General features: G+C 66.0%; 14 protein-coding genes. 5 read left to right on the forward strand and 9 right to left on the reverse strand.

Annotated elements, in window-relative coordinates:
- Window positions 1-135: 135 nt before the first annotated feature.
- Window positions 136-3,456: a maltose alpha-D-glucosyltransferase gene (treS, locus tag C6A77_RS04835; RefSeq protein WP_114168253.1), complete on the forward strand. Its 3,321-nt coding sequence runs from the start codon at window positions 136-138 to the stop codon at window positions 3,454-3,456.
- Entirely contained in the window at window positions 3,453-5,663 is a 2,211-nt protein-coding gene (gene glgB / locus C6A77_RS04840) for a 1,4-alpha-glucan branching protein GlgB (RefSeq protein ID WP_114168254.1), read from the forward strand. Before treS ends, glgB begins: the two co-directional genes overlap by 4 nt.
- Before the next feature lie 99 nt (window positions 5,664-5,762).
- On the opposite strand, the gene C6A77_RS04845 is transcribed toward glgB, so the two are convergent.
- Window positions 5,763-6,665 (reverse strand): autotransporter outer membrane beta-barrel domain-containing protein, encoded by a 903-nt coding sequence (locus C6A77_RS04845; protein ID WP_114168255.1) that lies wholly within the window; start codon window positions 6,663-6,665, stop codon window positions 5,763-5,765.
- A 189-nt stretch (window positions 6,666-6,854) separates the two neighbouring features.
- Between C6A77_RS04845 and C6A77_RS26075 the strand changes: the two genes are divergently transcribed.
- Window positions 6,855-6,980: a hypothetical protein gene (locus tag C6A77_RS26075; RefSeq protein ID WP_275937120.1), complete on the forward strand. Its 126-nt coding sequence runs from the start codon at window positions 6,855-6,857 to the stop codon at window positions 6,978-6,980.
- Window positions 6,981-6,983: 3 nt separating this feature from the next.
- On the opposite strand, the gene C6A77_RS04850 is transcribed toward C6A77_RS26075, so the two are convergent.
- The 8 genes from C6A77_RS04850 to C6A77_RS25610 all read right to left on the reverse strand — a co-directional run bounded on the left by C6A77_RS04850 (window position 6,984) and on the right by C6A77_RS25610 (window position 19,311).
- Window positions 6,984-7,778 carry an endonuclease/exonuclease/phosphatase family protein gene (locus C6A77_RS04850; protein ID WP_114168256.1) on the reverse strand — a complete coding sequence of 265 codons (795 nt, stop codon included), beginning with the start codon at window positions 7,776-7,778 and terminating at the stop codon, window positions 6,984-6,986.
- A gap of 53 nt (window positions 7,779-7,831) precedes the next feature.
- Window positions 7,832-9,985 carry a glycogen debranching protein GlgX gene (gene glgX / locus C6A77_RS04855; protein ID WP_114168257.1) on the reverse strand — a complete coding sequence of 718 codons (2,154 nt, stop codon included), beginning with the start codon at window positions 9,983-9,985 and terminating at the stop codon, window positions 7,832-7,834.
- Window positions 9,986-10,105: 120 nt separating this feature from the next.
- Window positions 10,106-10,393 (reverse strand): DUF2934 domain-containing protein, encoded by a 288-nt coding sequence (locus C6A77_RS04860; RefSeq protein ID WP_114168258.1) that lies wholly within the window; start codon window positions 10,391-10,393, stop codon window positions 10,106-10,108.
- Between the two features lie 14 nt (window positions 10,394-10,407).
- Complete coding sequence (locus tag C6A77_RS04865; protein ID WP_114168259.1) at window positions 10,408-13,182, reverse strand: malto-oligosyltrehalose synthase; 2,775 nt, start codon at window positions 13,180-13,182, stop codon at window positions 10,408-10,410.
- On the reverse strand, window positions 13,179-15,248 hold the full coding sequence (gene malQ, locus C6A77_RS04870; RefSeq protein ID WP_114168260.1) for a 4-alpha-glucanotransferase: 2,070 nt from the start codon (window positions 15,246-15,248) through the stop codon (window positions 13,179-13,181). Before malQ ends, C6A77_RS04865 begins: the two co-directional genes overlap by 4 nt.
- The gene (gene treZ, locus C6A77_RS04875) at window positions 15,245-16,987 is read right to left on the reverse strand and encodes a malto-oligosyltrehalose trehalohydrolase (RefSeq protein ID WP_114168261.1); all 1,743 of its coding nucleotides are present in this window, start codon (window positions 16,985-16,987) and stop codon (window positions 15,245-15,247) included. The genes malQ and treZ overlap by 4 nt, the downstream gene beginning before the upstream one ends.
- A 14-nt stretch (window positions 16,988-17,001) precedes the next feature.
- Entirely contained in the window at window positions 17,002-18,561 is a 1,560-nt protein-coding gene (gene glgA / locus C6A77_RS04880; protein ID WP_114168262.1) for a glycogen synthase GlgA, read from the reverse strand.
- A gap of 582 nt (window positions 18,562-19,143) precedes the next feature.
- Window positions 19,144-19,311, reverse strand: coding sequence for a DUF6026 family protein (locus C6A77_RS25610; RefSeq protein ID WP_241507387.1), 168 nt, complete (start codon window positions 19,309-19,311; stop codon window positions 19,144-19,146).
- 201 nt (window positions 19,312-19,512) lie between these two features.
- Here C6A77_RS25610 and gnd point away from each other — a divergent pair, with 201 nt between their 5' ends.
- Together gnd and zwf are read left to right on the forward strand one after the other, a co-directional pair.
- Entirely contained in the window at window positions 19,513-20,496 is a 984-nt protein-coding gene (gnd, locus tag C6A77_RS04885; RefSeq protein ID WP_114168263.1) for a phosphogluconate dehydrogenase (NAD(+)-dependent, decarboxylating), read from the forward strand.
- Window positions 20,493-21,998, forward strand: coding sequence for a glucose-6-phosphate dehydrogenase (zwf, locus tag C6A77_RS04890; protein WP_114168264.1), 1,506 nt, complete (start codon window positions 20,493-20,495; stop codon window positions 21,996-21,998). The genes gnd and zwf overlap by 4 nt, the downstream gene beginning before the upstream one ends.
- Window positions 21,999-22,119: the final 121 nt, after the last annotated feature.

Consider the following 22,119-nt stretch of genomic DNA (forward strand, 5'->3'; position numbering starts at 1 on the left):
CTGTTCCCTGTGGGAGCGGGTTTACCCGCGAACACCGGCGAAGCCGGTGCCATACAACGAGTTGCCTGCTTCGCGGGTAAACCCGCTCCCACAGGACAGCACGCTAGCCCCAGAATGCTTTGAAAGGAGTCGCACATGGCCAAGCGTTCCCGCCCGACAGCCTTCATCGATGACCCGCTGTGGTACAAGGACGCCGTCATCTACCAGTTGCACGTCAAGTCGTTCTTCGATTCGAACAACGACGGCATCGGCGATTTCGCCGGCCTGATCAGCAAGCTCGACTACATCGCCGAGCTGGGCGTCAACACCCTGTGGCTGCTGCCTTTCTACCCTTCGCCACGGCGTGACGACGGCTATGACATCGCCGAATACAAGGCGGTGCACAGCGACTACGGCAACCTCGCCGATGCCCGCCGCTTCATCGCCGAGGCGCACAAGCGCGGCCTGCGGGTGATCACCGAGCTGGTCATCAACCACACCAGCGACCAGCACCCGTGGTTCCAGCGCGCCCGCCATGCCAAGCGCGGCAGCAAGGCCCGCGACTTCTACGTGTGGTCGGATGACGACCAGAAGTACGACGGCACGCGCATCATCTTCCTCGACACCGAGAAATCCAACTGGACCTGGGACCCGGTCGCCGGCCAATACTTCTGGCACCGCTTCTACTCGCACCAGCCCGACCTCAACTTCGACAACCCGCAAGTGCTCAAGGCGGTGATCGGGGTCATGCGTTTCTGGCTCGACCTGGGGGTCGATGGCCTGCGCCTGGACGCCATCCCGTACCTGATCGAGCGCGACGGCACCAACAACGAGAACCTTGCCGAAACCCACCAGGTGCTCAAGGCGATCCGCGCCGAAATCGACGCCAACTACCCCGACCGCATGCTGCTGGCCGAAGCCAACCAGTGGCCCGAAGACACCCGCCCATACTTCGGCGAAGGCGAGGGCGACGAATGCCACATGGCCTTCCACTTCCCGCTGATGCCGCGCATGTACATGGCCCTGGCCATGGAGGACCGTTTCCCGATCACCGACATCCTGCGCCAGACCCCGGAAATCCCCGCCAATTGCCAGTGGGCGATCTTCCTGCGCAACCACGATGAACTGACCCTGGAAATGGTCACCGACCGCGAGCGCGACTACCTGTGGAACTACTACGCCGAAGACCGCCGCGCGCGCATCAACCTGGGTATTCGCCGGCGCCTGGCGCCGCTGCTGCAGCGTGACCGGCGGCGCATCGAGCTGCTCACCAGCCTGCTGCTGTCGATGCCCGGTACGCCGACCCTGTATTACGGCGACGAACTGGGCATGGGCGACAACATCTACCTCGGTGACCGCGATGGCGTGCGCACGCCCATGCAATGGTCGCCGGACCGCAACGGCGGTTTCTCCCGTGCCGACCCGCAGCGCCTGGTGCTGCCGCCGATCATGGACCCGCTGTACGGTTACCAGACGGTCAACGTCGAGGCCCAGGCCAACGACCCGCACTCACTGCTCAACTGGACCCGGCGCATGCTGGCGGTACGCAAGCAGCAGAAGGCCTTCGGCCGCGGCAGCCTGCGCACCCTGACGCCGAACAACCGGCGCATCCTCGCCTACATCCGCGAGTACACCGACGCCGACGGCAACACCGAGGTCATCCTGTGCGTGGCCAACGTGTCCCGCGCCGCCCAGGCGGCTGAACTGGAATTGTCACAATACGCCGACAAAGTACCGGTGGAGATGCTCGGCGGCAGTGCCTTCCCGCCGATCGGCCAACTGCCGTTCCTGCTGACGTTGCCACCCTATGCCTTCTACTGGTTCCTGCTGGCTGAACACGACCGTATGCCCAGCTGGCACATCCAGGCCACCGAGGGGTTACCCGAATTGACCACACTGGTTCTGCGCAAACGCATGGAAGAGCTGCTGCAAGCGCCTTCCAGCGACACCCTGCAAGGCGCCATTCTGCCGCGCTACCTGCCCAAACGCCGCTGGTTCGCCGGCAAGGAAGGGCCGATCGACCAGGTGCGGTTGTGCTACGGCGTGCGTTTCGGCACCGCCACCACGCCGGTGCTGCTCAGTGAAATCGAGGTGGCCAGCGACGGTGTGGCGACCCGCTACCAACTGCCGTTCGGCCTGCTGCCCGAAGAGCAGATCAGCACCGCGTTGCCGCAGCAACTGGCCCTGGCGCGGGTGCGCCGCGCCCATCAGGTTGGCCTGATCACCGACGCCTTCGTCCTCGAACCGTTCATCCGTGCGGTGTTGCGCGCGTGCCAGGAGGGCCAGCAGCTGCCTTGTGGCAATGGCGAAGGCGAACTGCATTTCCAGGCCACGGCACAGCTGGCCGGCCTGGCATTGACCGACGACAGCCCGGTGCGCTACCTCAGCGCCGAGCAGTCCAACAGCTCGGTGGTGATTGGCGACCAGGTGGTGCTCAAGCTGATCCGCCGGGTCAACCCCGGCGTGCATCCGGAGCTTGAAATGAGCGCCTACCTGACCGCCGCCGGCTTTGCCAACATCTCGCCGCTGCTGGCCTGGGTCAGCCGGGTGGACGAGCAGGCAGAGCCGCACCTGCTGATGATCGCCCAGGGCTACCTGAGCAACCAGGGCGATGCCTGGGCCTGGACCCAGAACACCCTCGAGCGGGCGATCCGCGACCAGATGGAACCCACCAGCCTTGACGCCGAGGCCCACACCGACGCGTTGGCCGAACTCACCGGCTTTGCCGCCTTGCTCGGCCAGCGCCTGGGCGAGATGCACCTGCTGCTGGCGGCACCGACCGACGACCAGGCCTTCCAGCCGCGCCCGAGCGATGCCGCCGACAGCGAACGCTGGAGCGCCCAGATCAGTGCCGAACTGACCCATGCCCTCGACCTGCTGGTGCAGCACCGAGGCAGCCTGGACAGCGACAGCCAGGCGCTGGTCGACGACTTGCAGCAACAGCGCGACGGCCTCGCCCAGCACATCACCGAGCTGACCCGACAGGCCGAAGGCGGCCTGTTGATGCGCGTGCACGGTGACCTGCACCTGGGCCAGGTGCTGGTGGTGCAGGGCGATGCCTACCTGATCGATTTCGAGGGTGAGCCGTCCCGGCCGCTGCAAGAGCGCCGGGCAATGCACAGCCCGTACAAGGACGTCAGCGGCGTGCTGCGCTCGTTCGACTATGCTGCTGCGATGATCTTGCGCAGCGCGTCTGCGGTGGACCTTTCCGACCCGGCGCGGCAAGCCCGGCAACGGGTCGCCCGGCAGTACCTGCACCAGTCGCGGCATGCCTTTGTCGAAGCCTATGGCCTGGCCACCGCTGCCATGCCCCACGCCTGGCAGCAGGCCGAAGGCGAGCGTGCCGCCCTGGAGCTGTTCTGCCTGGAGAAGGCCGCCTACGAAATTACATACGAAGCCGAAAACCGTCCGAGTTGGCTGGCCGTGCCTTTGCATGGCCTGCATGGACTGATCAGTACCTGGGGAGAGTCAGAATGAACGTTACAACGCGTGAAAACGGCGGCCTTCGGCAACGGGACCTCGACGCCCTGGCCCGCGCCGAGCACGCCGATCCATTTGCGGTACTCGGCCCCCATGGCGACGGCGCAGGCGGGCAGGTGGTCCGCGCGTTCCTGCCCAATGCCCTGAATGCGCGCATCCTGGCCCGGCATGACGGGCGCATCCTCGCCGAAATGGAGCAGGGCAGCCTGCCCGGGTTGTTCACGGCGCACCTCGATGAGGCACATCCGTACCTGTTGCAAATCGGCTGGGCCGGCGGCGAGCAGGTGACCGAAGATCCGTACAGCTTCGGCCCACAGCTCGGCGACATGGACCTCTACCTGTTCGCCGAAGGCAACCATCGCGACCTGTCCGGGCGTTTCGGCGCCCAGCCCATGCAGGTCGATGGCATCGACGGCGTGTGCTTTTCGGTGTGGGCGCCGAACGCCCGGCGGGTGTCGGTGGTCGGCGACTTCAACAACTGGGATGGCCGCCGCCACCTCATGCGCCTGCGCCACAGCGCCGGGGTGTGGGAGCTGTTCGTGCCACGCCTGGGCGTGGGCGAAACCTACAAGTTCGAGGTGCTCGGCAAGGACGGCATACTGCCGCTGAAGGCCGACCCGCTGGCGCGCGCCACCGAACTGCCGCCGAGCACCGCGTCCAAGGTGGCGGGGGCGCTCAGCCACCCCTGGCAGGACCATGACTGGATGGCGCAGCGGGCGCAGCGCCATGCCTACAATGCACCGCTGTCGATCTATGAGCTGCACCCAGGCTCCTGGCGTTGCGAGCTGGATGAGGCGGGGGAAGTCAGCCGCTATTACAACTGGCGCGAGCTGGCCGAACGCCTGGTGCCGTACGTGCAGGAACTGGGCTTCACCCACATCGAGCTGCTGCCGATCATGGAGCACCCGTTCGGCGGCTCCTGGGGTTACCAGCCGCTGTCGATGTTCGCGCCGACCTCGCGCTACGGCAGCGCCGAGGACTTTGCCGCGTTCGTCGATGCCTGCCACCTGGCCGGCATCGGCGTGCTGCTCGACTGGGTGCCGGCGCATTTCCCCACCGACGAACACGGCCTGGCGCGGTTCGACGGCACCGCCCTGTACGAGTACGACAACCCGCTGGAAGGCTACCATCAGGACTGGAACACGCTGATCTACAACCTTGGCCGCACCGAAGTGCGCGGCTTCATGATGGCCTCGGCGCTGCACTGGCTGAAGCACTTTCACATCGACGGCCTGCGCGTCGATGCGGTGGCTTCGATGCTGTACCGCGACTATTCGCGCAAGGCCGGCGAATGGGTGCCCAACCGCCACGGCGGGCGCGAGAACCTGGAGGCCATCGACTTCATTCGCCACCTCAACGGCGTGGCTGCCCACGAGGCCCCGGGCGCGCTGATCATCGCCGAGGAGTCGACCGCCTGGCCCGGGGTCAGCCAGCCGACCCAGCAAGGCGGCCTGGGCTTTGCCTACAAGTGGAACATGGGCTGGATGCACGACACCCTGCATTACATCCAGAACGACCCGGTACACCGCACCTACCACCACAACGAGATGAGCTTCGGGCTGATCTATGCCTATTCCGAGCATTTCATCCTGCCCATTTCCCACGACGAGGTGGTGCACGGCAAGCACTCGCTGATCGACAAGATGCCTGGCGACCGCTGGCAGAAGTTCGCCAACCTGCGCGCCTACCTGACCTTCATGTGGGCGCACCCGGGCAAGAAGCTGCTGTTCATGGGCTGTGAGTTCGGCCAGTGGCGCGAATGGAACCACGACAGCGAGCTGGACTGGTACCTGCTGCAGTATCCCGAGCACCAGGGCGTGCAGCGCCTGGTCGGCGACCTCAACCGCCTGTACCGCGAGGTGCCGGCGCTGCACGAGCAGGACTGCCAGCCGCAGGGCTTCCAGTGGCTGATCGGTGACGATGCGCAAAACAGCGTGTATGCCTGGCTGCGCTGGAGCAGCAGTGGCGAACCGGTGCTGGTAGTGGCCAACTTCACCCCGGTACCGCGCGAGGGGTATCGCATCGGGGTGCCGTTTGGCGAGCGCTGGCAGGAACTGCTGAACAGTGATGCCGAGCTGTATGCCGGGTCCAACGTCGGTAACCTGGGCGCGGTGGCCAGTGAAGCGCTGCCTAGCCATGGGCAACCGCTGTCGCTGGCGCTGAACCTGCCGCCGCTTGGGGTATTGATCATGAAGCCAGCCTGATTGGTTGGCTGTACTGGCCTCTTCGCGGGCATGCCCGCTCCCACAGGGACCGCGCCACCCTTGTGGCAGCGGGCATGCCCGCGAATAGGCCAGACCTGCCTACCACCGCATCCGCACCCCAAGGCTGCCAATCAACCCGTTCAAGTCATTGTCATCCACATCACTGCTGTAATCGGCACTGACGAACAGCGCCACCGAAGGCGTCACCCGCGCCACTAGCCCCAACCCCAGTTCCACCGTGGTCGAGTAGCGCGAACTGGAAATCTTGTCGACCTGGTCCAGCTTCACCTCGTCGGCATTGCTGAAGTCATACCACACGTTGGTCCGCACATACGGCTCGATCGGCATGCCGCGCACATCGTAGCGCCCGGACAACCGCGCACCGACCCGGCCGCTCCAGCTTGGCTGGCTGTCGAGGGCCTGCAAGGTCTGCTGCTGCGCCCGGTTGCCGGGGAAGAACTGCTGGTTGATCAACTGTGCCTGCGGCTCGATCACCCAGCCACCACCCAGGCCGATGGGAATGCCGCCTTCCAGCGAAAAGGTCATCGCATGGCCGCTGTCGTCCAGGCGCTGGCCATTGACCTCGATGCGCGAACCCATGGCCACGGCGTCCAGGTGCCAGCCCTGTTCATGGGTCATGCTCCAGTACACCCCCAGGCCCTCGCCGCTGATGTTCAGCGCGTTGCGCTGCTTGTCGCCGAGCAGCCGGCGCATGCCGTGGAAGCGGGTCTGCAGGTTGTTCTGGCCGACGATGATCCCGGCGCGGTGCACGTTGCCCGCTGCGGTTTTGCGCACGAACAGGTCCGGGCCGATCAGTAATTCATTGGCGCTGAGCGGGTCGAGCGGCAGCTGCGGCGTTGCTGGTTGTTGCAGGAAGCCCGGCGAGGCCGGTTCATCTGGCAGTTCGTACGCGCTCGTTTCCACCGGGGTTGCCAGAAGCAGCGACGTGGAAACCGCGTAGAAAATGTGGTCGAAGCGCAAGGGGTTCGCGGTGCTTTTCATGGCGGATCTCCGTTGTTTTGGTGTTACAGCCCTGGGACCTGGCCTGTGGTCACGAGCTGTACGGCCAAAAACAGTAGGCGACCCAAACCAGCACGCCAGGCTTTCGCCAGCGCGCACGAAGGCGCGAGCTAGAGGCCCGGCGCAAGATCATTTACTGCCAGATAGTTTCAGCTAAGAGGAGGTCGCCGCTTGCGTCAAGAAAGCGTGAAGGAAGTGTGCAAATTCCATGGTTATGCTCAAGGCGTTGATTTGTCTTGGAAATTACCTGCCGATAGCGGGGTTGGCTATTTGCCGCGCCGGGCCTATGAAAAATGATTGTTAGAGCCTGACTTCCACCGCCAACGGCAGGTGGTCCGACAGGTGCGACCAAGGTTTGTGCCCCAGAATCCGCGGCCCATGGCTTTGCGCGTTACGCAGGTACACCCGGTCCAGGCGCAGCAGCGGCAGGCGGGCAGGGTAGGTACGGGCCAGCTGGCCGTGGTGGCGTTCGAACGCTTCGTGCAGGCCCTGCTGCAGGCCCAGGGTGCGGTTGCCGCGAGACTTCCAGTCGTTGAAGTCGCCGGCGATGATCACCGGGTCGTCGACCGGTAATGATTCGAGCAGCTTGCGCAGCAGTTGCAACTGTTGCTGGCGGTGGCTTTCCAGCAACGACAGGTGCACGCAGATGGCATGCACCTGACGCTGGCCGGGTACATCGAGGATGCAGTGCAGCAGGCCCCGGCGCTCGGGGCCGGTGATCGATACATCGAGGTTGCGGTGTTCGATGATCGGGTACTTCGACAGCAGCGCGTTGCCGTGGTGGCCGTCGGGGTACACCGCATTGCGGCCGTAGGCGAAATCGCTCCACATGCTGTCGGCGAGGAACTCGTACTGGGAGGTCTGGGGCCAGCCCGGGTAGCGCGCGGCGTGGCGGTCATGGCTGCCGAGCACTTCCTGGAGGAAGACGATGTCAGCCTGGGTGCTGCGCACCGCCTCGCGCAGTTCCGGCAGGATGAAGCGCCGGTTGAAGGCGGTGAAACCCTTGTGGGTGTTCACCGTCAGCACCCGCAGCCGGTTCACGGCTGGGGCCTGGTTGACGGTGGCGAAACCTTTGTCGCCGGCTTCGGGGTCCACGGTTACTCCTCGATGAGGCCGATACTCAATGGAGCCTGCGCAGTGCGCAGGGTTCACTCTTCATCGCGCTGCAGCACCATCAGCAACAGCGAGCGCCCCTTCACCTCGAAGCTGCTGTCGAACTGCAGGTGCTGGCCCTTGCGCAGTTCCGGCCGGTCGGTATCGACCAGGCAGCTCCAGTAATCCCCTTCGGGCACGGCCGGCAACTTGAACGGCACGATGTCATGGTGGGCATTGACGATCAGCAGCACGGTGGCCTCGGCGCCTGGCCGGGCAATGCCGCTGACCTGGGCACGACCGTCGATCAGCATGCCCAGGCAACGCCCGTGCGGGTCTTCCCACTGCTCCACGCTCATCTCGTTGCCGTCCGGTGCCAGCCAGGTCACATCCTTGACCCCGATCGCTTCATTGTAGTCACCCACCAGGAAGCGCGATCGACGCAGTACCGGGTAGGTCAGGCGCAAGCGGGTCAGGCGCTTGACGAACTTGAGCAGCTCCTGGCCTTCTTCGTCCAGCTCCCAGTTCACCCAGCCGATCTCGCTGTCCTGGCAGTAGGCATTGTTGTTGCCATGCTGGGTGCGGCTGAACTCATCGCCCGCGACGATCATCGGCGTGCCCTGGGCCAGCAGCAGGGTGGCGAAGAAGTTGCGCATCTGGCGCATGCGCAGGGCATTCACCGCAGGGTCATCGCTGGGCCCCTCGGCACCGCAGTTCCACGACAGGTTATTGTCGGTGCCGTCCTGGTTGTTCTCGTCGTTGTCTTCGTTGTGCTTGTGGTTGTACGACACCAGGTCGCGCAGGGTGAAGCCGTCGTGGGCGGTGACGAAGTTGACCGAGGCATAGGGGCGCCGGCCACGGTTGTTGAACAGGTCGCCCGAGGCGGTCATGCGCGAGGCAAAGTCGGCCAGCTGGCCTTCGTCGCCCTTCCAGAAAGCGCGCACGGTGTCGCGGAAGCGGTCGTTCCACTCTGCCCAGCCGGGGGCGAAGTTGCCCACCTGGTAGCCACCCGGGCCGCAGTCCCAGGGCTCGGCGATCAGCTTCACCTGGCTCAGCATCGGGTCCTGGCGGCAGGCGACGAGGAAACCGTGGCGTTCGCTGTAACCGTCGTGGTAGCGGCCGAGGATGGTCGCCAGGTCGAAGCGGAAGCCGTCCACGTGCATTTCACCGGCCCAGTAGCGCAGCGAGTCGGTGACCAGTTGCAGGACGCAGGGGTGGCTCAGGTCCAGGGTATTGCCGGTGCCGGAATCGTTGATGTAGTAGCGCTTGTCGTCCGGCATCAGGCGGTAGTACGAGGCGTTGTCGATACCGCGCATCGACAGCGTCGGCCCGCGCTCGTTGCCTTCGGCGGTGTGGTTGTAGACCACATCGAGAATGATCTCCAGCCCGGCGTCGTGCAGGTGCGCGACCATTTCCTTGAACTCGGCGATCTTGCCGCTGGCCAGGTAGCGCGGGTGCGGGGCGAAGAAGGCGATGCTGTTGTAGCCCCAGTAGTTGTTCAGGCCCTTGTCCAGCAGGTGCTGGTCGTTGACGAAGGCATGGATCGGCAGCAGCTCGATACTGGTAACGCCCAGTTCCTTGATGTGCTTGAGCAGCTCGTCATTGGCCAGGCCGGCGAAGGTACCGCGCAGTTCTTCCGGTACGGCCGGGTGGCGCATGCTGATGCCACGGGTGTGCGCTTCGTAGAGGATGGTGCGTTCCCAGGGAATCAGCGCCCGCTGGTCACGGCCCCAGGTGAAGGCGGGGTCGATCACCTTGCATTTGGGCACGAAGGGCGCGCTGTCACGCTCGTCGAACGACAGGTCACCGTCGGGGTGGCCGATGGTGTAGCCGAACAGCGCTTCGGACCATTGCAGGCTGCCGACCAGCTGTTTGGCGTAAGGGTCGATCAGCAGCTTGTTGGGGTTGAACCGGTGCCCGTTCTCCGGCTCGTAGGGGCCATGTACGCGGTAGCCGTAGACCAGCCCTGGGTGCGCGTCGGGCAGGTAGCCGTGGTAGATCTCGTCGGTGTATTCGGGCAGTTCGATACGTTCCAGTTCGTGCTCGCCGGTGGAATCGAACAGGCACAGTTCGACCTTGGTGGCGTTGGCCGAGAACAGCGCAAAGTTGACCCCAAGGCCATCCCAGGTGGCGCCGAGGGGGAAGGGCAGGCCTTCACGGATACGCGATGGGGCGACCGAGCGGGTTTTCTTCGGGGTGCGGGGGCTCATGGCAATCCTCTATGGCCTTGGTCTGGATGGGTAGGCAGTCCTGCTGCGGCCTGTTCGCGGCTAAACCCGCTGCACGACGTTCCTGGCAGCGGGGTTGGCGGCGAAGCGGCCGGCCCAGGCTTAACCGGCAGTAGGCTTTTTCGCCGCCCGGGGCTTTTTCGCCGCCGCTGCCGGTTTGACCCCCGGCAGGGCAGCCACCTTGGGCTCGGCAGGGGCCGTCGGCGCCGCCGCTACCTTGGGTTTGGCCGGGGCGCGCTTGCGCGGCGCCGCTTTAGGCGCCAGCGCTTCGGCTTCAGCCAGCTTGCGGGCCATGTCCCAATGGCGCTCTTCCTGGCCGGCCGGCTTACCTTCTGACTCCCAGATCTGGTAGGCGAATTCGCGGATACGCTTTTCATCAACACTCATCATGACGCTCCTGATGCTCAAGATTTTTGTATCAGCAGGTTGACTGGAAACTCCGCCAGAACGGCGCTCAACAACAGCTCCCTGGAAGAGCTGACCGCAGTGCTGGGGAAAAGTCCCGTCGAGTTGCCAGGCGACCAGGCAAACGGCAGGCTCACCCGGGTGTCGTCCCAGTTCTGTGCCGGGATCAGGGGTATCGGCGCATCGCCCAGCAGGGTACTGGCCAGGCGTGGCGCAATGATGACGGCCTGCTCGCCTTCGCCCAGGCGGGCGAAAGCCACCACCTTGTCGGCGTGGCGGCCGTGCACGGTCAGCGGCAGGTAGGCGCCACGGCGGAACAGCTCGGCGTGGGCCTGGCGGCAATCCAGCAGCCGCGCGGTCAGGGCCTGCTTGATGCGGCCGTCGCGCCAGTGCGTCAGCAGTTCGGGCAGCGGCGTGGCGGCGTCCAGGGTGTTACGCCGGCTGGGGTAATCCACGGCGCGCCGGTTGTCTGGGTCGACCAGGCTGAAGTCCCAGTATTCGTTGCCCTGGTACAGGTCGGGGACGCCGGGCGTGGTCATGCGCAGCAGGGCCTGGACCAGCCCGTTCAGGGCGCCGGGGCAGGCCAGCAGCTGCGCGGCATCGGCCAGCGATTGGCGCAGCTGGTGGTTCTCGCTGTCCAGCAACAGGCCGTCGAGGTAGCGCGCGCAGGCGCTTTCGTAGGCCTCGTTCGGCGCGCTCCAGCTGCTGCGCAGCTTGGCCTCGCGCAGGGCCTTCTGCTGCCACTGGCGGACGCGTTCGGCGTACTGGCGCAGGGCGTTGTCGTCGTGCAGGTCGAGGTCCAGTGGCCAGCTGCCGAGCAAGGTCTGCAACAGCATCAGTTCGTCGCCGGGGCTGGGCGCCGGGCCATCGTCCAACTGGCTACGCAATGGCGCGGCCAGTTCGCGCCAGTGTTCGACCCGGCTGGCCAGCCATGGGCCGCGTTCGCTGAGCACGGCCAGGCGCGCGCGGGTGTCTTCGCCACGCTTGTGGTCATGGGTGGCGGTGGCCAGCAGGTTGTCGGGGAAGTCGCGCAGGCGCCGCTGCGCCTCGTTGTGGAAGTGTTCGAGCGGGGCGCTGAAACAGGCCGGCTCGAAGCCCACGTCGTTGCGCGACAGCAACCGCGCGCTGCGGTAGAAGGCTGTGTCCTCCATGGCCTTGGCCGCGCTGGGTGCGGTCAGTTGCTGGAAGCGCACGCAGGCGTGGCGCAGCTGCTTGCGCGCGCGGCCCGCAGGCAGCTGGCGCCAGGGCTGGCCGCCCAGCCATTGTTCAAGCTGTTCCAGCAACGGCCAGTCGGCTTCGGCGAGGTCCTGGCGGGCATTGGCCAGGGCCTGCTGGAAAAACCCTTCGTCCTGCGCCGGGCGCCCGCAAGCGTTGATGTAGGTGCGGTACACCGGGTAATGCGCCACCAGCGCCTGCAAGGCGCGGCGGATGGCGCCCAGGGTCAGGTCGCGGGTCATCAGGTCGTTGCGCGCAACCTGCAACAGGGCCTGGGCGACCGACTCGCAGTCACCGGCCAGGCTGGCGTTGAGCACCAGATGGCGCGCCTGGCGCACCTCTTCGGGGAAGCCCGGGCGTTCGCTGATGGTGGACCACAGTTCGCTCAGCGGCGCTTCGCCCGCCGGGTCGTGCTGCAGCAGCGACACCTGGTTCATGAACTCGTAGCCGGTGGTGCCGTCGGTAAGCCAGTCGCGGTGCAGGTGCTCGTTGGCCCCGAGGATCTTCTCCACATAGATCGGGAAATGCTCCAGGGCAGCCTGCAGCGGCCGCCGCGCGAGCAGGCCATCGACCCGTCGGCGCAGCTTGCGGCAATAACCACGCGGGTCGGCCAGGCCGTCGACATGGTCGATGCGCAGGCCGTCCACCAGGCCGCGCTCGATTAATTCGAACAGCTTGGCGTGGGTGGCCTCGAACACCACCGCGCGCTCCACGCGCAGGCCGCCCAGTTCGTTGATGTCGAAGAAGCGCCGCCAGTTGATGTCGTCGGCCGCGGTGCGCCAGCTGGCCAGGCGGTAGGTCTGGCGTTCCAGCAGCAGGTGCAGGCGCTTGAAACCGTGCTCGCTGCGGCTGTCGAAGGCCTGCAGCGCCGAGGCAAGGTCCGCGCCGTCCGCCACCAGGCGCGCCAGTTCGGCGTGCAGCGGCTGGGCGTCGGCCAGCGGCGTGGCCGCTGCGTTCAACGCGGTGAAGCGTTCGGCCAGGGCATTCAGGGCCGGGTCCGGGCTGAGGGCGAGAATCCAGCCGTAGTCGACCGGGCAGATCGGGAAGCGGTGTTCGTAGTGGGCGATCTGCAGCACCCCTTGTTGGGCGTCGAACTGCAGCGGTATCTCGCCATTCTTCAGCGCCACGCCATAGTCGCTGCCCAGGAACGGCAACAGTAACTGGCCGGCCAGCAACGGGTCGCTGGAGTGCCACTGGATGTCGAAGAACTCGGCGTACGGGCTGCGCCGGCCCCAGGCCAGCAGACTCTGCCACCAGGGGTTGTCGGCACCGCCCACGGCCATGTGGTTGGATACCGTGTCGAGCACCAGCCCCATGCCGTGCTGGCGCAGGGCGGCGACCAGCCGTTGCAGCGCCGCTTCGCCACCCAGCTCGGGGTTGACGCAGGTCGGGTCGACCACATCGTAGCCATGGCGGGAGCCGGCACGGGCCTTGAGGATGGGCGAGGCATACAGGTGGCTGATGCCCAGCTGGGCGAAGTACGGCACCAGCGGTACGGCATGGTCCAGGGTGAAATCGCTGTGAAATTGCAGGCGCAGGGTGGCGGTCAGGGCTTTCATCGGTCACGCTCCCACGCTTGCTCGCGGGCCTGGGCCAGCAGTTCCAGGCGCCGGGCGGCGTCTTCATCGTCGAGCAGCTCACGCACCGGGCGGGCAAAGCGCCGGCGCCAGTTGGGGTGGCCCTCGGTGGTGCCGGGCAGGTTGGGTTGTTCGTCGCAGCCCAGCAGGTCTTCGAGCGGGACCAGCACCAGCGGCGCGCGGGTGTGGCCGACATAGCGAATGGCGGCGTCGATCACGGCGTCGTTGCCCGCCAGCGGGCCATAGTTGGCTTGCAGCGTACGGCGCAGGCCGGCGTGTTCCTTCTGCCGGTCATGGCGCCAATGCAGTTCGGTAGCGGCATCGATCAGTTGCAAGCGGTGGCTCCAGTCGATATCCCGGTTCTCCAGCCAGCCCGCCAGTGGTGCCAGGTCGTGCGTGCCGGTGGTGGCCAGGGCGTTGTCCGGCCAGTCCAGGATGGGGGTGAAATTGCCGGGTGAGGCCTGCTCGAACGGCAGCACCCGCATGCCCAGTACGTTGCGCTGCGCCAGGGCTTCGCGCAGCCCGGCGGGTACGGTGCCAAGGTCTTCGCCGAGGATGATCGCGCCGTGCCGTACCGACTCCAGCGCCAGCAGGCGCAGCAGGTCGTCCAGCGGGTAATTGAGGTAGGCCCCTTCGCTGGGCTTGGCCCCACGGGGAATCAGCCACAAGCGCCGCAGCCCCATGACATGGTCGATGCGCAGGCCGCCGGCGTGTGCCAGGTTGGCCCTGAGCATTTCGATGAAGGCCCGATAGCCGTTGCGCTTGAGGCCCTCCGGGGAAAAGCCGCAAATGCCCCAGTCCTGGCCCGAGCGGTTGAGGATGTCCGGGGGAGCGCCCACGGTCAGGTTGGCCAGCAGCTCGTCCTGGCGGCTCCAGGCCTGGCTGCCGGCGCCGTCGGCACCCACCGCCAGGTCGGCGATCAGGCCCACAGCCATGCCGTTGCCGCGTGCGGCCTCGTGGGCGCGCTGCAGGCTGCGTTCGCTCAGCCATTGGCAGAACGCGTGGAACTCGATGCGCGCCGGGTAGCTGGCGGCAAAGCTCTGCACCTCGGCGTGGTAGGGGTCGCGCCAGGCCTGCGGCCAGTTGCGCCAGTCCGCGCCGAGGCCGCGGTCGACGGCTTCGGCCTGCAGCACTTCGAAGCGGCAATGGTGTTCCAGCGCTTCGCCGGCGGCCTCGCGAAAACTCTCGAAGTCGGCGCGCAGTGGGTGGTCAGCCTGGCTGAAGTCCTTGTACAGCGCCTGCAACAGCCGCTGCCGGGCGTCGGCCGCGCGCGGCCAGTCCACCAGCGGCTCCTGCTCCAGCGCTTCGAGGGCCTGTTCCAGGCCGCAGGCCTCTACCGCCAGGCGCACGGCGCGCTCGCCCAGGATTGCCGCAGGGCTGGCGTAGAGGCTGTTGAGCAGCAGCCGGCTGGAAGGCGAGTACGGGCTGTAATGCTGCTGGTCGAACGCCGACAGCGCGTGGATCGGGCTGATGGCCAGGGCGTCGGCGCCGCGTTCGGCAGCGCTGCGGGCCAATTGTTCAAGGGCCATGCAGTCGCCAAAACCGCCATCGCCCGGGCGCCGCAGGCTGTACAGCTGCACCGCGATGCCCCAGCAGCGCGCCGGCGGCGCGCTGACCAGGTCATGCAACGCCAGGCAAGCGGGTGGCGCGACAGCCAGGGTGAACCCATGGCCTTCGACCTGCAGCCGGTGGTACCCGCTCGGCAACTGCCCGGGCAGGCGGGCCTGGGCATCCAGCTGCAGTTGCAGCCGGGTGCCGTCCTCCAGGTGGCACTCTACGGCACTGTGGGCGGCGAAGTAGCGCGCGAGCGCAAGCGCCTGGCCTTCATCGGCAGTCAGCAGCGGCGGCACATGTTCGGCATCGTCGCTGCGCTCGAGGCTGGCCAGGCTGTCACGCACCTGGGCATCGTCGGCGCAGCCATGGCCGAGTGCTTCCAGTACCTGGCGCAGCACATCGTCACTGACCTGCTGCGGGCGGTTGTTGGCGTCGACCCAGTCGCGCGCCAACCCGGCCCGCTGGGCAAGCTGGTGTAGCAAAGGTTCGCTCATGGCGTCTCCGGGCTGGCGGGCAGCAGGCTGACCACGCAGCTGTAAGGGCAAAGGGTGGAGTCCGGGTGGGCGTCGTCGCTGCTGTCGAACAGCCGCAGCCGGGCCTCGGGAAGTGCGACCGGCTGCGGCTGGGCCGCCAGGTTCAGGTCGATGCGCAGGGTGCTGCCGTCGCCCAGGCGCCAGCTGGCGCTCAGGGCCTTGGCGCCGAGCACCTTGGCGCCCAGGGCACGGCTGCCGGGCAAGCGCGGCATCAGTTGCTGGCGGCGTACCGACAGCAGCTGTTGATAGAGCCCGTGCCAGCCGGCCAGCACATCGTGCGCGTCCGGGCGCGAGTTGGCGAAGGTCTGCGCGGCGTTCGGGTCGGGTATGCGCGCGCGCTGTTCGGGGTCGGCGAAGGCGGCGAAGTGGGCGAATTCGCCACGGCGGCCTTCGCGTACGGCGTCCGCCAGCTGGTCATGGAAATCGGTAAAGAACAGGAACGGGGCGCGGCTGCCGTCGTCGTCGCCCATGAACAGCAGCGGGATCATCGGGCTCAGCAGCAACACAGCGGTCGCTGCCCGTAGCGCCGCCGGCGGGCACAGTACGCTCAGGCGCTCGCCCAGCGCCCGGTTGCCGATCTGGTCATGGTTCTGCAGGAACAGCACGAACGCGCTGGGCGCCAGGTGCGCGCTGGGTTCGCCCCTGGGCTGGCCGTGACGATTGGCTTCGCCCTGGAACACGAACCCTTCGCTCAGGCAACGGGCCAGCTTGTCGATCGGCTGCTGCTGGTAGTCGGCGTAATAGCCCTCGGTTTCGCCGGTGAGCAGCACATGCAAGGCGTTATGGCCGTCGTCATTCCACTGGGCATCGAAGCCTTGCTCGAGCAGGAAGGCCTGGTTGTGTTCGTTTTCCAGCACCAGCCACACCTGGCGGCCGGGTTCGACGGCCGCACGCACCCGTTGCGCCAGCTCGACCAGGAAATCGGGCTGGTCGATGGCATGCACCGCGTCCAGGCGCAGGCCATCGAAGCGGTACTCGCACAGCCACATCAGGGCGTTCTGGATGAAGTACTCGCGCACCTGCGGGCGGCGGAAGTCGATGGCCGCGCCCCACGGCGTCTGCCGGTCTTCGCGGAAGAACGGGCTGGCGTACTGGTGCAGGAAATTGCCATCCGGGCCGAAGTGGTTGTACACCACATCCAGCATGACCATCAGGCCATGGCCGTGCGCCTGGTCGATCAGGCTGCACAACTGCTGCGGGGTGCCATAGCTGTGCTGCGGGGCGAACGGCAACACGCCGTCATAACCCCAGTTGCGCTCCCCGGGGAACTGGCCAACGGGCATCAGTTCGATGGCGGTGATGCCGGTGGATGCCAGGCGTGCCAGCTGGCTGGCGACGCCGTCGTAGCCACCCAGCACCCCCGCATGCACTTCCTGGATCACCGCCTCGTGCCAAGGCCGGCCTTGCCAGGGGTGTTGCCAGGGGTAGCTGGCCACATCCACCACCTGGCTGGGGCCGTGCACCCCGGCAGGCTGGTAGCGCGAAGCGGGGTCGGCCACCTGCAGCTGGCCGTCGATCCGGTAGTGATAATTGTCGCCGGCCCGGGCCGGGGCAACCCCGGTGTACCAGCCGTCGTCGTCAGGCAGCAGCTCGATGGCCGGCTGCTGCTCCAGTTCCAAGCTCACGCTGCGCGCATCGGGTGCCCAGAGGGCGAAGCGCGCCGACGTGGCGTCCAGCAGCTGTGCGCCATGCCTGTGCATCTTCGGCTCCCTACTCAGTGATGGCTGAACTGCGCTTGCTTGACCAGGTCCTCGTACAGCCGGGCGTAGGGTTCCACCGCCTGGCACCAGTTGAACGGCTGGGTCATCGACAGGCAGCGCATGGCGTTCAACAGGTCTTTCTTGCCGTACACATAGAAGGCCCGGCTGAGGGCCTCGCGGTAGCTCTCGACGGTGGATTCGTTGAACAGGAAGCCGGTAACCCCGCACTCGATGGTGTCGGCCAGCCCGCCGGTGTTGCGCGCCACCGGCAGCGAGCCGAAGCGCTGCGCGTACATCTGGCTGAGGCCGCACGGCTCGTAGCGCGACGGCATGAGCAGGAAGTCGCTGCCGGCGAACATGCGCCGGGCGTCGGTTTCGTTGAAACCGATGCGCACGCCGATGCGCCCCGGGTGGCGCAGCGCCAGCTCGCGCATGGCCTGTTCTTCTTCCGGCTCGCCACGGCCAATGATCGCGATCTGCCCCCCTTGCTCGACGATGTAGTCGGCCACGCCCAAGGTCAGGTCCAGGCCTTTCTGGTAGACCAGGCGCGAAACCACGGCGAACAACGGGCCTTCGGAGGGCTCCAGCTTGAACAGCTCGCGCACTTCCTGGGTGTTGCGCGCCTTGCCTTCCCAGTCGTTGATGCTGAAGTTGTGCTGCAAGTGCTTGTCGGTGGCCGAATCCCAGCTCTCGTCGATGCCGTTGGGGATGCCGCCGAGCAGGCCTTGCTGGGCCTTGCTGGCGAGGAACCCGTCGAGGCCGCAGCCGAATTCCGGGGTGGTGATTTCCCGCGCATAGGTGGCGCTGACCGTGGTGATGTGGCTGGCATAGGCCAGGCCGGCCTTGAGGAACGACAGCTTGCCGTAGAACTCCATGCCTTCCTGTTGCATGGCGTGCTCGGGGATCGCCAGCTCCGGGCTGCAGCCACGGCTGTACACGCCCTGGTAGGCCAGGTTGTGGATGGTGAACAGGGTCGGCGTGCTCAGCCCGCGCCAGTGCATGTAGGCCGGCGCCAGGCCTGCGGGCCAGTCGTGGGCATGCACCACTTCGGGCTTCCAGTGGATCCGGCCTTCGCCAGCGGCGATTTCGGCGGCCGCCAGGCCCAGGCGGGCGAAGCGGATGTGGTTGTCGGGCCAGTCGCGGCCGTTGTTGGCACCATAGGGTGTGCCGTCGCGCTCGTACAGTTCGGGGCAGATCAGCACATAGATGACCAGGCCGTCGGCCATGTCCATGCGCCCGATCTTGCACGGTGGCAGGGCTGCGTGGCCGCCCAGTTCACCGACGATATGGATGGGGTTGTCGCTCTCCATCACCTGCCGGTAACCGGGGATCAGCACCCGCACGTCGTGCAGGTGCGCCAGGGCCCGGGGCAGGGCGGCGGACACATCACCCAGACCACCGGTTTTCACCAGGTCGGCGATTTCCGAGGTCACGAACAAGATCTTGCGCTTGTTGCGGTTGTGCTGGCGCTGGGCGCCGGGTGCCTTGCCTGTCGTGGCGAAATCCGGGGTAAGCGGCTCGCGGTTTTCCGGGTTGAATGAGTCTACGTGTGGCTCGACAGCGGCACTGATCATACTTCTCTCCGTCCCTATGCTTGGTCGGGTGCTGGCACCCGTGGCGATGTCTCGTGTTGGTTCTCTCTGTTTCTAATGGCTGCGTAGTGCATTCCATGCCCCAGGGTCGTGCGCGCAGGCACAGCGCGATCGGCATTCCGGCCGAAGGCGATTGGACTGGTTGGGGTGTGTGGGCCGGTGCCGGGGAAGCCCCCTGCATTTGGCCTACTTAGTTCCTGACCGGCCTGCGTTGCGGAAAGTTCGACTTTTTTTCGTCACTCTTCCGTTGAGCAAATGGCGGGCCGAAACCCGAGTGTAGGAGAGAAAAAGCGGAAAAGGTGACCCGCTGGTCACAATTGCGCACCGCGTAACAGACGCAAACGTTGGCGTTTGTGACCGCATGTGAAAGGGGCGCGGGGCAGCGTTGGCAAGATGCGCCGATTTGTAGCTTGCAGCCGCTAATGCACCATAATGGAGCGCAGTGCCGGGTCGGGATCTTTAATGGATGCAGGTTCGCCGCCGAGCAGGGCTGACCTGGAAATGCTGAATTGAGACGAAATCAGCAGGGTGGGAGCGGTCAAGCTCCCACGGGAGGGAAGGTAATCAGAGGCTGACGGCGTTGTCATCGGCGCGCTGTTGCGCCAGCAGCAGGTTCAGCTGGGCAACCTGCTGACGCAGCAGGTCACGTTCATCCTTCAGTTTACGCAGCTCATCACGGCGCACGGAGACATAGAGGGTCTGGGTTGGAGTTGCAGGCATCAAGGTACCCATGAGCACACCTCGCGGTATTGGCTAGTGACAAGTTAAAGCGTAGACGCTTCATGCGGGCGCATTTTGAATTCTTTCTCAGGTCTTGGGAACTTTTTTGTTTATCGTGGTCTCGCCGTTCGTCGCTGAACCCTCGAACGGTTCGCTGGACTAACCTGAAAACCGACTGTGTCGTCATTTATTTCGCAAGGGGAGCATCGGCTCATGCAACTGGGAATCATCGGGCTGGGCCGCATGGGCGGCAACATCGCAAGGCGCCTGATGCGCGCCGGCCACCGCACTGTGGTGCATGACCGCAACCGCGAGGCCATCGACGCCCTGGAGGGCGAAGGTGCCCAGGGCGCGCATGACCTCGGTGCGCTGGTGCAGAAGCTGAAAGCACCGCGCGCGGTGTGGGTAATGTTGCCAGCCGGTGAGCCCACCGAGCAGACCATCGCCCAACTGGCCGAGTTGCTGGAGCCGGGCGATGCGATCATCGACGGCGGCAACACCTTCTACAAGGACGACATGCGCCGTGCCACTGAACTGGCCGGGCGCGGGCTGCATTACCTGGACGTCGGCACCTCGGGCGGGGTGTGGGGGCTGGAGCGTGGCTACTGCATGATGATCGGTGGCGAAAAGCCGGTGTTCGAACGCCTGGAACCGCTGTTCAAGGCGCTGGCGCCGGGCGTCGGTGACATCCCGCGTACCCATGGCCGCAGCGGCGAACACCAGCGCGCCGAGCACGGTTATATCCACGCCGGCCCTGCTGGTGCCGGGCATTACGTGAAAATGGTGCACAACGGCATCGAGTACGGCCTGATGCAGGCCTACGCCGAAGGTTTCGACCTGCTGCGCAGCAAGGGCGGCAACGAACTGCCGGCAGAGCAGCGCTTCGACCTCAACGTGGCCGAGATCGCCGAAGTGTGGCGGCGGGGCAGCGTGGTCACCTCGTGGCTGCTCGACCTGACCGCCGACGCCCTGGTGGCCGACCCGCAGCTGTCGCAGTTCAGCGGCTCGGTGTCCGACAGTGGCGAAGGCCGCTGGACCATCGACGCCGCCGTCGAGCAGGCGGTGCCGGTGCCGGTGCTGTCCAGCGCGCTGTTCGCCCGCTTCCGCTCGCGCCAGCAGCAGGGTACTTACGGTGACAAGATACTGTCTGCCATGCGCCTGGGCTTCGGTGGCCACATCGAGAAGAAAGGCGAATGACCAGACAGCACATTCCGGCGGCACCTCCTTGCACCCTGTTCCTGTTCGGCGCCAATGGCGACCTGGTCAAGCGCCTGCTGATGCCGGCGCTGTACAACCTCAGCCGCGACGGTTTGCTGGACCGCAACCTGCGTATTGTCGGCGTCGACCATAACCCGGCCAGCGCCGAGGACTTCACCGAGCGCCTGCGGGCGTTCATGCTCGAGCGCGACCAGGGCGGCGAGGGCGCGGGCAAATGCCTGGACGACAAGCTGTGGGCGCGCCTGGCCAAACGCCTGGATTACCAGACCGGCGACTTCCTCGACATGGCCACCTACGAGGCCATTGCCAGGCGTATCGACAAGACCAGCCACGGCAACGCCATCTTCTACCTGGCCACCTCGCCGCGCTTTTTCCCCGAAGTGGCGCAGCGCCTGGGGCAGGCCGGGCTGCTCGACGAAGCGGGCGGCGGCTTTCGCCGTGTCGTGGTCGAAAAGCCGTTCGGCACCGACCTGGCCAGCGCCGAGGCGCTCAACGCCTGCCTGCTGAAGGTGATGGGCGAACGGCAGATCTACCGCATCGACCATTACCTGGGCAAAGAGACGGTGCAGAACATTCTGGTCAGCCGTTTCTCCAATGGCCTGTTCGAATCGTTCTGGAACAATCACTACATCGACCATGTGCAGATCACTGCCGCCGAAACCGTCGGCGTCGAGACCCGTGGTGCGTTCTATGACAGCACCGGCGCGCTGCGTGACATGGTGCCCAATCACCTGTTCCAGTTGCTGGCGATGGTAGCCATGGAGCCCCCGGCGGCATTCGCCGCCGATGCCGTGCGCAGCGAGAAGGCCAAGGTGATCGGCGCCATCCGCCCGTGGTCGGCGAAGATGGCCCTGAAAAACTCCGTGCGTGGCCAGTACAGCGCCGGCAAACAGGGGCGCAAGCGCTTGCCTGGCTACCGCCAGGAGGCCAACGTCGCCCCAGACAGCCAGACCGAGACCTACGTGGCGCTGAAGGTGATGATCGACAACTGGCGCTGGGCCGGCGTGCCGTTCTACCTGCGTACCGGCAAGCGCATGAGCGTGCGCGACACCGAAATCGCCATCTGTTTCAAGCCCGCACCTTATGCGCAGTTCCGCGAGTCGGAACTGGAACGGCCCAAGCCCAATTACCTGAAGATCCAGATCCAGCCCAACGAGGGCATGTGGTTCGACCTGCAGGCCAAGCGCCCCGGGCCGGAGCTGGTCATGGAGAATGTGGAGCTGGGCTTTGCCTACAAGGACTTCTTCAAGATGACCCCGGCGACCGGCTACGAAACCCTGATCTACGACTGCCTGACCGGTGACCAGACCTTGTTCCAGCGTGCCGACAATATCGAGAACGGCTGGCGTGCGGTGCAGCCATTTCTCGACGCCTGGGCCCAGGGTGGCGAGGTACACGAGTACCCGGCGGGTGATGACGGCCCCGAGGCTGGTAATGAGTTGCTGGTGCGGGACAAGCGGGAGTGGCACCGCTTGGGGTGAGCTTTAGCTAAACCTGTGCCGGCCAAAAAACCGGGGGGAGCCGCCCCCCCCCCAAAAACAGGCGGGGGGTGGGCGGGGCGACCCCCCCGCCACGCCCCCACCGCCCCCCCCAAAAAAACGC

Source organism: Pseudomonas sp. AFG_SD02_1510_Pfu_092, from assembly GCF_003331055.1.
GTDB lineage: Bacteria > Pseudomonadota > Gammaproteobacteria > Pseudomonadales > Pseudomonadaceae > Aquipseudomonas.